Source organism: Empedobacter sp. UBA6745 (assembly GCF_002453775.1).
GTDB classification, from domain to species: Bacteria; Bacteroidota; Bacteroidia; order Flavobacteriales; family Weeksellaceae; genus Empedobacter; species Empedobacter falsenii_C.
In genome coordinates, this window is record NZ_DKHL01000017.1 from 25875 (window position 1) to 39999 (window position 14125).

Consider the following 14125-nt stretch of genomic DNA (forward strand, 5'->3'; position numbering starts at 1 on the left):
AATTAAGGTTTACCTAATTTTATTTTCAAATTATCTAACATTGTTGTTGTCATTTTATCGATATCAAATTTTGGTTCGAATCCCCAATCTGCTTTTGCAACAGAATCATCGATAGAAGAAGGCCAAGAATCAGCAATAGCTTGACGGAAATCTGGCGCATAATCGATTGTGAAATTTGGAATATGTTTTTTGATTTCTGCTGCTAAATCTTCTGGAGCAAAACTTAAACCTCCTAAATTATAAGATTTAAATTCACCTAATTGTTTTGGATCAGCAGACATTAATTCAACAATTGCATTAATAGCGTCATCCATATACAACATAGGTAAATAAGTTCCCTCTTTCAAGAAAGAAGTATATTTTCCATCCTCGATTGCTTTGTAATAAATATCAACAGCATAATCTGTAGTTCCACCTCCAGCAGGAGTTTTCCAAGAAATAAGACCAGGAAAACGAACAGAACGAACGTCTACATTATGATTTTGTTGGTACCATTTGCACCAATATTCTCCTGATAATTTAGAAATACCATAAACCGTAGAAGGAGTCTGAATTGTATTTTGTGGTGTATTGTCTTTTGGTGTATCTGGACCAAAAACGCCAATAGAAGAAGGCCAAAAGATTTTATCGATTACTTTATCTTTCGCTAATTCAAGGAAAGTAAGTAAAGTGTCCATGTTTAATTTCCAACCAAACATTGGATTTTTTTCAGCTGTACCAGAAAGTAGAGCCGCTAAATGATAAACAGTTTTAATATTGTGTTTTGCAATGACTTCTTTTATTCGATCAGCATCCATTACGTCAATTACTTCGTAAATTCCATCGTAATCAACATCTTTAGGATCACGTATGTCAGAAATAATTACATTATTTTTTCCATGAATGGTTTTTAATTTCTCAGCCAATTCAGAACCAATTTGTCCTAAAGCGCCGGTGATCAAAATCGTATCGGTTTCCATTTTAAAAAGTTACTTTTGTTTGGTGTCAAATTTAAAAATTTTCTATTGAATTTGGATATAACAAAATAATATTTAGATATTAATATATAATTCGACTTATTAATGTTAAAAAAGTATATTCACGAAGTTGTTTATAGAATATTATTCTGTTTTATAAGCTTTCTTTTGAAAAATAAATTTGCAGAATAGGATGTTTTTGATTTAAAATCTTCAAATTGTTCTATTTTATCATCAAAAAGTGTTGAAAATTGAATGAATAATTAATACTTTATTTAGTAAATTTGTAACAAACGTCGTATTAATTTCGACATATCATATCAAAAATACTTAGTAGAAATATGAAAAAACAACTATTTGTTGCTGCATTTGCATGTACTTCTGTTTTGGCAATTGCGCAAGAATCATATCAGGCTTTTAATCCAAATTATATGGATAAGTCTGTTCGTCCTCAAGATGATTTATATAATTATGTAAATGGTAATTGGATGAAAATTACAGAAATTCCTTCTGATAGAGCAAGATGGGGAAGTTTTGATGAATTAAGAGAAAATACGGATAAGGTCACTTTGCAATTAGTGAAAGATCTTATTAAAACGAAACACGCTAAAGGAACAAGTGAGCAAAAAATTGCGGATTTGTATGATGCGTATATGAATATTGATGCGCGCAACAAAACGGCTTTGGCGCCATTACAAAAATATTTTAAGCAGATTGATGCAATCAAAGATATGAAAGGTTTACAAGATTATTTAATCGATGTAGCTGCTATCGGAGAGAACCCTTTTTATGGTGCTTATGTTTATACTGACCTTAAAAATAGTAAACAAAATGCTGTTTATTTAGGAGATATTGACTTGACTTTAGGTAAAACTTATTACCAAAAAGAAGATGCTAAAAATACTGAAACTTTAGCTAATTTGAACAAGTTTATTGATCAATTGATGCCTTATACAGGTTCTAAAACACGTGATTTGAAAGGTCCAAAAATTGTGGCTTTCGAAAAAATGATGGCGAAATACATCAAAACTGTTGAAGAAGATCGTGATCCAAATAAATCATACAATCCTGTAAAATTATCTGAAGTTAAGAATTTAACGAAAAATGTTGATATTGAGCGTTATGTAAAAGCTTTAGGAATTAATCCGGAAACGGTAATTATCGGTGAATTAGATTATTATAAAAATTTAGATAAAATCTTAAATCAAGAGAATTTACCTTTGATTAAGGATTATTTACGTTTTAAATTAATCAATTCTTATGCAAGTTATTCAACATCCGATTTAGATAAAATTAATTTCGAATTTTACGGAAAAACTTTATCAGGTCAGAAAGAACAACGTCCACTAGAAAAAAGAGGTTTAGCGTTTGTAAATGGCGCAACAGGAGAATTATTAGGACAAATTTATGTGAAAGATAATTTTCCACCAGAGGCAAAAGCAAAAGCTGAAGAATTAATCAGTTATTTATTCAAATCTTTTGACAAACACATCAAAGAATTAGATTGGATGTCTGATGCAACTAAAACGAAAGCGTTAGAAAAATTAAACAAGTTTACTGTAAAAATTGGTTACCCTGATAAATGGAAAGATTATTCTGGATTACAAGTAAAATCTTTGGCAGATGGAGGAAACTTAATTGAAGATGTAATGGCAATTAGCAAATGGCGTCAAGCAGAAAACTTGAAAGATTTTGGAAAACCAGTTGACAAAACTCGTTGGGGAATGTCGCCACAAACTGTAAATGCATATTTTAATCCAACTAATAACGAAATTGTTTTCCCAGCAGCAATTTTACAACCACCTTTCTATGATTATAGAGCGGATGCAGCTGTAAACTTTGGTGGAATTGGAGCAGTTATCGGTCACGAAATTTCTCACGGATTCGATGATTCGGGAGCTAAATTTGACGGTGATGGAAATTTAGTAAACTGGTGGACACCACAAGACGAAGAGAAATTTGCAAAAGCTACAAAAGCCTTGGCTACGCAATATGATGGTTATGAACCAGTAGCAGGAACACACGTTAATGGTACATTTACATCTGGGGAAAATATTGGAGATTTAGGAGGAGCTTCTGTTGCTTTTGATGCATTACAAATGTATTTGAAAGATAAAGGAACTTACGGAAATATAGATGGATATACTCCGCAACAACGTTTCTTCTTATCTTGGGCAACTATTTGGAGAACAAAAGCGACTGACGAAGCGTTAGTAAATCAAGTGAAAACAGATCCACATTCGCCTGGATATTATCGTTCTTTTGGACCAATCGTTAATATTGATGCGTTCCACGATGCGTTTAAAACAAAACCAGGAGATAAATTGTACAAAGCGCCAAAAGACCGTATTAGAATTTGGTAAGATGCTTGGCAAAATTATTGATTGGATAAAAAATAGAAATAGAATTATTAAAATGACAACAGTTGAAGCAATAAACAATGCTAATGTAACATTAGTAGATGTTCGCGAGCCTTTTGAATTGGATACAGATGGATTTGTTCCAAATGCGATCAATATTCCATTAGGAGAAGTTCCTACGAGAGTAGAGGAGTTTAAAGAAATGTCAAGACCTATTGTAGTTTTTTGTAGAAGTGGTAACCGTTCTGGTCAAGCTGCACAATATTTACAAGCACAAGGTGTAGACGAAATTTTTAATGGAGGAGGTTTTCAAGATGTCTTAGATGTTTTGGAGAAATAATTCGTAACAATTATTATTTTATAAAAAAACCGATAAATTTTTATTTGTCGGTTTTTTTTATATATTATTGTATTTTAGATAGATATTCGTTTAAGTTAAAGCTATTTTAAAATAAATATAAAAAAATCAAAAAAAACAAGTGACCAAATAGGAATAGGTGTGTCATATAAATGTAAGCAGTTGAAATGTCAAAAGATTCTATAGAAAATATTGCAGATGACATTTTGGTGTATAAGATTGTCGAGACAAAAAATCAACATTTGTTCGGTATATTGTATGATAGGTATGCGCATACGGTATATAATAAATGTTTGAGCTTTGTAGAAGATCAAGCAGAGGCGCAGGATATGACGCATGATATATTTGTAAAGTTGTTTGTAAAACTGAAAACATATCAATCAAAATCTAAATTCTCTACTTGGTTATATTCTTTTACATATAATTTTTGTGTCAATCATGTGCAACGAAAGATAAAAGAAGAAAGAAAAAATTATTCGGTGACGGATGATTTGGTTGATAACTATAATGACGAAATTATTGATGACAAAGAAATTTTTGAATTAAAAATCGAAAAACTAACGCAGTCCCTAAAGGAGTTGGATGTAGAAGAGAAATCTATATTACTAATGAAATATCAAGATGAATTTTCAATCAAAGAAATTTCAGATACTTTAGAGATTGGTGAAAGTGCAACTAAGATGAGATTGAATCGAGCAAAAAATCGTTTATTAAAAATTTATAACGCTTTGTAAAATGGAAAACCCTTTTAAGACTATGCTAGCCAATGAAAAGCTTCCAGAAACAATAAAGCAAAAAGTTATGGATGATGTTGCTTTAATAAAATTATCGTTGGAAGTAGCCGATTTGGTTTCAGTAAAATATCCAAGTACAATTGGAAATTTCTTCGGAATCGGAAAAAAATCAACTAACAAACCGAACAAAAAAGATAAAGAAGGTTAACTATAAATAGATTATATGAATATAGGTTTAAATTTTAGCTTGTTAGAAAGCTTATATCAAGAAATGGTACTTGTTTTTCCTAAAGTTGTAGGAGGTATCATATTCATTATCCTGTCGTATATCTTGCTAAAGTTGATTCTGATATTGACCAAGTACATATTGAAATTATCTAAGATAGATAACTTAAAAAAAGCATTAAATAATAACGAAGCATTAAAAAATTCGTCAATAGAAGTCGATCCATCTAAAATTATATTACAATTTGTAAGATTGTTTATCATCTTATTGATTATTATTATTGGCTCAGATATTTTTGGTTTAACAGTTGTATCTAACCAAATAGGACGAATTGTAGATTATCTTCCACAATTTTTTAGTGCAGTATTGATATTTGCTGGAGGATTTTATTTAGCTAACTATATCAAAACTTTTTTGAGAAGTTTAATAAAATCAATTGATTTAAACGGAGCAAATATTATTAGTAATATCATTTTTTATATCATTTTGATATTTACAATTATTACCTCATTAAATCAAGCTGGAGTTAATACAGATTTAATTACGAATAATTTATCCTTAATCTTAGGATCGGTGTTCTTGACATTAGCCATCGCGTTTGGATTAGGATCAAAAGACGTTATTTACAGATTATTATTGTCTTTTTATACCAATAGAAATTTTGAAATTGGACAAAGAATTATCATCGAAGATGATGTACAAGGTGTGATAATTGCTATTAACAATATATGTATGACAATACAAACTGCGGACGAAAAAGTAGTTTATCCGATTAAAATAATAACAAATAAAAAAATACGAATTATAGAAGATTAATCTTACCTACCTAAACCTATTTTAATAATTATTAACTAACCTATGATTAATTATTGAAACAAGCCGACTTTTAACCTACCAACCAAAAATCGTGAAAGCAAGTCTTTTACAACTAACAAACTTATCCGATTTAGTAGAAAATTAAAATATCACTTTCTATTATCTATCTAAATCAAACTAAACCAAATTTTTAAAAAGTGACCGAATTAACCAATCGGTCACTTTTATTTTTGTACAAAGTTTATTATTTCATATAATAGTTGTACATTTGCACCTCATTACATAATAATTATTAAATAATATTGGCATGTACTTAACATCAGAAGTAAAAAGCGAATTATTCGCAAAGCATGGTAAATCTGCAACAGATACAGGATCTGCAGAAGGGCAAATCGCATTATTCACTTACAGAATTAACCACTTAACTGGTCACTTGAAAAAAAATCATAAAGATTTTAATACAGAAAGATCATTAGTTATGTTAGTTGGTAAGCGTAAAGCGTTATTAAACTACTTAAAGAAAAAAGATATCACAAGATACCGTGCGATTATCGCTGAATTAGGATTACGTAAGTAATTTTAAACACAATATAAAAGGGCAATTACGTAGAAATTGCCTTTTTTTTTGTTATAAATTAAAATAAGATATATATCTTTATATAATGCGGTTAAAGCAAACGGCTTTAACTTTAGACGAATTAAATACTAAGAAGACGAATGATTCCACAGGCGATCACAGAAAAAATTACTCTTTCAGACGGAAGAGAAATTACAATCGAAACAGGGAAATTAGCAAAACAAGCTGACGGATCTGTGGTTGTACGCATGGGCGACACCATGTTATTAGCTACAGTTGTAGCAAACAAAGAAGCAAATCCAGGTGTAGATTTTTTACCTTTAACAGTAGATTATAGAGAAAAATTTTACGCAGCAGGACGCATCCCAGGGAATTTCTTCAGAAGAGAAGCAAAACCATCAGATGATGAAGTATTAACAATGCGTCTTGTAGACCGTGTTTTACGCCCAATGTTTCCAGAAGACTTCCATGCTGAGGTTCAGGTCATGATCTCACTTATTTCTTACGACAAAAATGTAATGCCAGAAGCTTTAGCTGGTTTAGCTGCATCAGCAGCCATTGCAATTACAGATATTCCTTTCACATTAATTTCAGAAGCTCGCGTTATTCGTTTGAATGGTGAGTTAATGATTAATCCTTCAAAAGAGCAATTAGATCAAGCTGATATCGACATTATGGTTGGTGCTTCTAAAGATTCTGTTGTTATGGTAGAAGGGGAGATGAGTGAAATTTCTGAGCGTGAAATGTTAGACGCAATTGAATTTGCTCATGCTGAAATTAAAAAACAAATTGAAGCACAAGAAAGTTTAGCAGCGAAAGTAGGTAAATCTTTACCAAAACGTGAATATAGCCACGAAACACACGACGAAGAAATTCGCGAAAAAGTGTGGGCTTATGGATATGATAAATTTTATGATATCGCTAAACATCCATCTGATAAACACGAAAGAGGTGATAAATTTGCTCAAGTTGAAGCAGATTTCTTAGCTCAATACGAAGGAGATGAAGAAGAGTTAGCTCGTGTAACTCCTTTTGCTCACATTTACTTCCACGATGTACAAAAAGAAGCTGTACGTCAGTTAATCTTAAACGAAGGAATTCGTTTAGATGGTCGTGATCCAAAAACGATTCGTCCAATTTGGACAGAAGTTGATTATTTACCATCAACTCACGGTTCTGCAATCTTCACACGTGGAGAAACTCAAGCATTAGCTACAGTAACTTTAGGTTCTTCTAAAGATGCTAATATGGTTGATGGAGTAGTAACAAACTTCGACGAAAAATTCTTTTTACACTATAATTTCCCACCATTCTCAACAGGTGAAGCTCGTCCATTAAGAGGAACTTCTCGTCGTGAAGTTGGTCACGGAAACTTAGCACAACGTGCTTTAGCGCAAATGTTACCAGACGATTGTCCTTATACAGTTCGTATCGTTTCTGAAGTATTAGAATCTAACGGTTCTTCTTCTATGGCAACAGTTTGTGCAGGAACATTAGCAATTATGGATTCAGGTTTACAAATGAAAAAACCAGTTTCAGGTATTGCAATGGGATTAATCACAGATACTAAATCAGGTAAATTTACAGTATTGTCTGATATCTTAGGAGACGAAGATCACTTAGGAGATATGGACTTTAAGGTAACAGGAACTGCAGACGGTATCACAGCTTGTCAAATGGATATTAAAGTACAAGGTTTATCTATGGAAATCATGGAAACAGCTTTGTTACAAGCAAAAGAAGGTCGTGAGCACATTTTAGGTAAATTATTAGAAACTTTACCAGCGCCTCGTCCACAATTGAAACCAAATGCACCAAAAGTTGTTGTAATCGAAATTCCTAAAGAATTCATTGGAGCAGTAATCGGACCTGGAGGAAAAGTAATTCAAGAAATGCAAAAAGAAACTGAAACAGTTATTGCAATTACTGAGTTAGATACGACAGGACGTGTAGAAATCAATGGTGTGATTCAAGAAAACATCGATCGCGTTGTAGAAAGAATCAAACAAATTGCTTTCGTTCCAGAAGTTGGAGAAACATATCATTCAGTTGTAAAATCTATCAAACCATTTGGAGCGTTTGTAGAAATTGCTAAAGGTGTTGAAGGTTTAGTTCATATTTCTGAATTAGAGCACAGACGTCTTGAAAAAGTTGAGGATTCTGTAAACATCGGTGATAAAATTGATGTTAAATTCTTAGGTTACGATGATAAAAAGAAAATGAAATTATCTCGTAAAGCTTTATTGCCAAAACCAGAGAGAACAGAAAAACCTGCTAAACCAGCAGAGAAAAAAGAGGATAAACCTCAAGATAATAAAGAAGCTTAATTAAGTTTTGATATAAAGTAAAAAGTCCGAGATTTTCTCGGATTTTTTTTGTTACATAAATTCTAAATCTGTCTTTTTAAGATGTTTGATTTTATCATTTTTGTCTAAAATGCTATTTAGTTCATTAATAAAATTGATTAATTCATTATAATCTTTTTTATTTGATAAATAATTATTTTCTTCAAAGGCAGCAGTTAGAACAAAATGTCTATTGATAGTTTTATCACTAATAATAATATTTTTTCTTAGATTAGGTAGTGTAACAATTATTTCATGACCTGTTTGATAAATAGAGTCTAATTTAAAAATATTTTTATCTCTAATTAAGGAAATTATCTTTTCTTTTTCTTTTTGATTAAGAACATTTTTTAGTATAATAGTATCTTCGATATAATATTGCTCGAATTGATTTTTTTCAAAATTATATTTTCTAATTTCATCTGTATATTCAAATGATAAATTAGTTTCATCAAAAAAATATTCAGGTTTTGATTTAGTTTGATTATTCAAAATAATAATGAAACCAACCATTCCAATAAAACCAATTAGAAAGCAAAGTAGATTAATGATTTTAATTTTCACTATTCAAATTTTGTGTTAATTAAATAAAAATAATCTTTTTTTAACAATAAAACCTCAGTAAAACTTTATTAAATACTTAAAGATTAGGAGAACTTCAGATAATCAATTATTTTAGCAATTCGTAAAATTGAAGACAAACAAATAATGAAAAAATTTTTATTATCCACGCTTTTAGTGGTTATGCTTTTTCCTTTTAAAGTGAAAGCTGACGAAGGAATGTGGTTTTTGATGTTCATCGAGCGTCTGAATCACCGTGATATGCAAAAACAAGGTTTACAATTAACTTCAGAAGAAATTTATAGTATCAACAATAACTCTTTAAAAGATGCTATTGTACAATTTGGTGGTGGATGTACTGCTGAAATGGTTTCTGGACAAGGTTTAGTTTTGACAAATCACCACTGTGGTTATGGTGCTATTGCTGAATTATCTGCTCCAGAACATGATTACTTAAAAGATGGTTTTTGGGCGAAAGATAAAGCTGCTGAGTTAAAACCAAAAAGCTTAAAAGTACGTTTCTTCGTTCGTATGGATGATGTTTCTAAACGTATTTTAGGTGTTGTAAATGATAAAATGTCTGAGTTAGATCGTGAAAAAGCGATTAACCAAGAGATTGCAAAAATTGAAAAAGAGAACAGTGAAAACGGAAAATATGTTGTTTCTGTTCGTTCATTCTTCCAAGGAAATGAATATTACTATTTTGTTTACCAAGACTATGAGGATGTACGTTTAGTAGGAACACCTCCAAGTTCTATTGGAAAATATGGTGGAGATACAGATAACTGGGAATGGCCACGTCACACAGGAGATTTCTCTATGTTCCGCGTATATGGTGACAAAGATGGAAATCCTGCAGCTTATTCTACAAGCAATGTTCCGTTGCAACCAAAACATCATTTACCAGTTTCTTTAAAAGGATATCAACCAAATGATTTCGCTATGATTTTAGGTTATCCAGGTCGTACAAATCGTTGGATGCCAGCGCAAGGTGTTGCTCAAAATGTAGAGTACGCTTATCCTGCATGGGTTGAAGCTTCTAAAGTGACAATGGATCAAATGAAAAAATATATGGAGCAAAATCAAAAAGTAAATATTGATTATGCTTCTAAATATGCTGGAGTTGCGAACTATTGGAAAAATCGTGATGGAATGATCGAAGCTTTAAAACTTCACGGAACTGTTGCGAAGAAAACAAAAGAAGAAGAAAAATTCAATAAATGGGCTCTAAAAGGAGCAAACAAAGCCGAATATGGTGATGTTGTTTCGAATTTGAATAATTATTATGCGAAAACAAATTTAGATGCTCGTCATAACAATTACATCAACATTTTATTGCGTTACTCAACTTTAGCAAGTGCGCCATATTCTATTGGAAAAGCATTAGAAAACTATGTAGCAGCGAATGATGCAAAACGTGATGAAATGCGTCCGAAAATTCAGAATGCAATCAATGCATATTACGAAAAAATGTATTTACCTTTAGAAAAAGATTTATTGGCTGCTCAATTAAATCTTTATGCTTCTAAAGCGAGCGAAGCTGGTTTAGCGCCTTATGTTGCTGATTTAGCGAAGCAAAATAACAAGAACTTTACAGCTTATGTAAATGATGCTGTTGAAAGAAGTTTCTTCGCTGATCAAAAACAAGTTGAGAATTTCTTAATTTCTCCAGATGTAGAAGTCTTGAAAAAAGATCCTTTATATGTTTTGTCAAATGCTTTAGTAGAAAGAGCTTCTAAGCAAACTGATGAACAAGCAAAATTGAATGATGTTTATTCTAAAAACTTCCGTTTATTGGTAAAAGGTTTACGTGAGTCTAAAATCGGAAATATTTTATATCCAGATGCTAACTCTACGTTACGTTTAACTTACGGTTCTATTCAAAATTTACCAAAAAGTACAAATCCAAAACGTCAACCAGATGTTGCTTCTAACTATTTCACAACATTAGAAGGTACAGTTGCAAAACACATCGCAGGTGACGAAGAGTTCGAAAATCCACAACGTTTATTAGATTTAGCGAAAGCGAAAGATTATGGACAATATGGAGATAAAGATGGATATTTACACGTAAATTTCTTATCAAACAATGATATTACAGGAGGTAACTCTGGTTCTCCGGTAATGAATGGTAAAGGTGAATTAATCGGTATTGCATTCGACGGAAACATTGAAGCAATGGCTGGTGACGTTATCTTTGATCCTAAATTACAACGTACGATTTCTGTAGATATTCGTTATGTTTTATGGGTTGTTGATAAATTTGCTGGAGCAAAACACATCGTTGATGAAATGACAATTGTAAAATAAGATTTGAATCATAATAATTTTTAAGGCTTCCTATTTTGGAAGCCTTTTTTTGTAGAGAGAATCTAAACGAATTACCTTTGTAAAAAATAAAAGTAAATGAAAGTTATTCCTCTTTTAGAAGGTGTTTTTCATGTTGATGCAAAAAAAGAGTTTCATTATTTAGGTGATAATATTGATGTTAAAAATCCCGCTGACGGATATAATCTTATTGTTCGTCCATTTTTGATACAAATTGGAGATGAAAATATTTTGATTGATTGTGGTTTCGGAACTGAAGTAGATTGTGAACCTATCATTCTAAAAAAATTACGCGAATATAATATTAATCCAAATCAAATTACGAAAGTATTGATTTCGCATTTACATAAAGATCATATCAACGGAATTGGAAATTGGGTAGGGGATCAGTTTGTATGTAACTTTCCTGAAGCAAAAATTTATATTCAACAACGCGAGTATGATTATGCGGTTGTTCAAACAAATAATTCTTATAACTATGATCGTTTAGAAAAGTTGAAATCATTCAAAAATATTGTATGGATGAATGATGATAGTGGAAATATAACGGATAATATCAAATTCGAAGTAACAGGAGGACACGTTCCGTTTCAACAAGTTTTTTGGATCAAAGAAAATGATGAAATTGTATTTTATGGAGCTGACAATCTACCTCAATTAAATTATTTTAAATATCATGCTGCTTTCAAGAATGATGTAGATGGTGTAAAAGCGATGGAAGATCGTTTGCGGTGGGAAGTTGATGCGAAAACAGAACACTGGAAAATACTTTTCTATCACGGAAAAAGAACAGATATAAAACAATTTTAGAAATTATATTATAAATGAAAAGCTTTGTATTTGCAAGGTTTTTTGTATTTGAATTATATTTCAGTTTAACTTCGAGTACCTTTGTTGATTTTAAAATTAATTGACATAAACTATGCTAAAACTCTTAAAAAGATATTAACGTTTTATGATTTGTTTTTTATGGATTTAATAAAAACGTTTATTGAAAATACATTTTATATAAAAAATCCCCAACATGTGTTGAGGATTTCGTGTGTAGTTTTTTACATTTTTTCTTCGCTATATTCGCCGAGTAAAGCATAATATCCAAAAAGTGCCATTCCAATAACTATAATTGGTGTAAGGACAAATAGAATAATAATTCCGAATACTAAATCATCTTGCGAACCTGATGATAATTTTGGAATTCCAAATTCCATGATACAAAAGTAGGCTAAAACAAGTGATAATGCGATCCAAACGATTCCTAATATTTTTTTAATTGTTTCCATTTCTAATTAGTTTTTTAGTTAACATTTCTGTCTTTATTACTGATATAAATTGCTCCGATGATAAAACAAACAGCCGCAATTCCAATAGGATACCAAAGACCCTCTAAGTAAAACTGTGGATCTCCGTTGTTTTTGGCATTTGTTACCAAATAAGTAGAAACAGCAGGTAAAAGACCTCCAAAAATTCCGTTTCCTACGTGGTAAGGCAAAGACATCGATGTATATCTAATTTTAACAGGGAACATTTCTACTAAGAACGCAGCAATTGGACCATAAACCATTGTGATAAAAATAATTTGAATCCAAATTAATCCAACTAATTTCCATTTATCACCACTATTAATATGTGTCGATTTTTTTACAATTTCACTTACTTTTCCATCTACAATTTTTGCTTGACCATTTTCTAAATGAAGCGTTGTAACTTGTTTATAAGTCGTGCCATCTGTAAATGATTTTTGAATTGTATAAATAGAATCAGATTTTTCGTCAACATTTTTGATTTCAGCTTTTTCAATTGTTTGTGCTGCAATTACTTCTTTATTTTCAAGATTTGTTGTTTGATACATTGATTCGTAAATTGGTCGATACGAGAATACAGCGACAATCATTCCGATTAACATCACCCATTTTCGACCAACTTTATCACTCAGCCATCCAAAGAACACAAAGAAAGGTGTACCAAATAATAAAGCAATTCCTAACAAAGAATCTACTTGATCAGATTCTACATTCATCACCGTTTTCATGTAACTCATCGAGTAAAACTGACCTGTATACCACACAACTCCTTGTCCCATCACAGCTCCAAAAAGTGCTAATAAAACGAATTTCATATTGTAACGATTCCCGAAAGATTCTTTCAAAGGATTTTTAGAAGTTGTTCCTTCATCTTTTGCTTTTTTGAAAGCTGGCGATTCGTCCATATTTTTACGAATCAAATATGAAACGTAAACCATTAAGATTGATAAGATAAATGGAACTCGCCATCCCCAAAGGTCAAACTGCTCTTCTGATAATAATGTTTTCGTTAATAAAATAACCAATAACGAAACAAATAAACCAACTGTTGCAGTGGTTTGTATCCAAGAAGTCCAATATCCTCTTTCTCCGTCTGGTGCGTGTTCTGCTACGTATGTTGCAGCACCTCCATATTCGCCTCCAAGTGCTAAACCTTGTAATAAACGTAAGATTAATACTAATAAAGGTGCGATAAAACCAATTGATTCGTAAGATGGAATACATCCTATTAAAAAAGTTGCTCCTCCCATTAATACTAAAGTTGCCATAAATGTATATTTACGACCAATAATATCTCCTAATCGACCAAAGAATAACGCGCCAAATGGACGTACAACAAATCCAGCAGCAAATGTTGCTAATGTTGATAAAAAGGCAGCTGTAGGATTGTCAGCAGGGAAAAATTTAGTAGAAATTACAACAGCTAAACTTCCAAAAATAAAGAAGTCATACCATTCAATTAGCGTTCCCATCGAGGAAGCACCAATCACTTTCCAGATTGTTTTTTTGTTAGCAGTTTCGCTCATAAATAATGTGTTTTTGTGTTAATTCTTGTGTGTTTTT

At 31.4% G+C, this 14125-nt stretch carries 13 protein-coding genes; 9 read left to right on the forward strand and 4 right to left on the reverse strand.

The features are described from left to right. Positions 1-2: 2 nt before the first annotated feature. The gene (locus tag B4H69_RS05575; protein ID WP_180906335.1) at positions 3-959 is read right to left on the reverse strand and encodes an NAD-dependent epimerase/dehydratase family protein; all 957 of its coding nucleotides are present in this window, start codon (positions 957-959) and stop codon (positions 3-5) included. A gap of 338 nt (positions 960-1297) precedes the next feature. Between B4H69_RS05575 and B4H69_RS05580 the strand changes: the two genes are divergently transcribed. The 7 genes from B4H69_RS05580 (at position 1298) to B4H69_RS05610 (ending at position 8354) form a co-directional block, all read left to right on the forward strand. Then, positions 1298-3319, forward strand: coding sequence for a M13 family metallopeptidase (locus tag B4H69_RS05580; protein WP_180906336.1), 2022 nt, complete (start codon positions 1298-1300; stop codon positions 3317-3319). Position 3320: 1 nt separating this feature from the next. Further along, positions 3321-3656, forward strand: a complete 336-nt coding sequence (locus tag B4H69_RS05585) for a rhodanese-like domain-containing protein (protein ID WP_244958029.1) — start codon at positions 3321-3323, stop codon at positions 3654-3656. 185 nt (positions 3657-3841) lie between these two features. Continuing rightward, on the forward strand, positions 3842-4408 hold the full coding sequence (locus B4H69_RS05590; RefSeq protein ID WP_291093091.1) for an RNA polymerase sigma factor: 567 nt from the start codon (positions 3842-3844) through the stop codon (positions 4406-4408). Position 4409: 1 nt separating this feature from the next. Further along, on the forward strand, positions 4410-4616 hold the full coding sequence (locus B4H69_RS05595; protein WP_280050085.1) for a hypothetical protein: 207 nt from the start codon (positions 4410-4412) through the stop codon (positions 4614-4616). A 159-nt stretch (positions 4617-4775) separates the two neighbouring features. Continuing rightward, positions 4776-5450: a mechanosensitive ion channel family protein gene (locus B4H69_RS05600; protein ID WP_260392428.1), complete on the forward strand. Its 675-nt coding sequence runs from the start codon at positions 4776-4778 to the stop codon at positions 5448-5450. A gap of 307 nt (positions 5451-5757) precedes the next feature. After that, on the forward strand, positions 5758-6027 hold the full coding sequence (rpsO, locus tag B4H69_RS05605) for a 30S ribosomal protein S15 (RefSeq protein WP_038333654.1): 270 nt from the start codon (positions 5758-5760) through the stop codon (positions 6025-6027). Positions 6028-6167: 140 nt separating this feature from the next. After that, the gene (locus B4H69_RS05610; RefSeq protein ID WP_280050083.1) at positions 6168-8354 is read left to right on the forward strand and encodes a polyribonucleotide nucleotidyltransferase; all 2187 of its coding nucleotides are present in this window, start codon (positions 6168-6170) and stop codon (positions 8352-8354) included. 51 nt (positions 8355-8405) lie between these two features. Here B4H69_RS05610 and B4H69_RS05615 read toward each other — a convergent pair whose 3' ends face one another. After that, positions 8406-8936, reverse strand: a complete 531-nt coding sequence (locus tag B4H69_RS05615; RefSeq protein WP_180906339.1) for a hypothetical protein — start codon at positions 8934-8936, stop codon at positions 8406-8408. Between the two features lie 144 nt (positions 8937-9080). Between B4H69_RS05615 and B4H69_RS05620 the strand changes: the two genes are divergently transcribed. Both B4H69_RS05620 and B4H69_RS05625 read left to right on the forward strand, forming a co-directional pair. Next, positions 9081-11243 (forward strand): S46 family peptidase, encoded by a 2163-nt coding sequence (locus tag B4H69_RS05620; protein WP_291093093.1) that lies wholly within the window; start codon positions 9081-9083, stop codon positions 11241-11243. A gap of 96 nt (positions 11244-11339) precedes the next feature. Then, positions 11340-12071: an MBL fold metallo-hydrolase gene (locus B4H69_RS05625; protein WP_038333657.1), complete on the forward strand. Its 732-nt coding sequence runs from the start codon at positions 11340-11342 to the stop codon at positions 12069-12071. 242 nt (positions 12072-12313) lie between these two features. Here B4H69_RS05625 and B4H69_RS05630 read toward each other — a convergent pair whose 3' ends face one another. Beyond that, entirely contained in the window at positions 12314-12541 is a 228-nt protein-coding gene (locus tag B4H69_RS05630) for a DUF6814 family protein (RefSeq protein WP_125350389.1), read from the reverse strand. Between the two features lie 14 nt (positions 12542-12555). Then, entirely contained in the window at positions 12556-14088 is a 1533-nt protein-coding gene (locus B4H69_RS05635; RefSeq protein WP_180906341.1) for an MFS transporter, read from the reverse strand. Positions 14089-14125 lie beyond the last annotated feature (37 nt).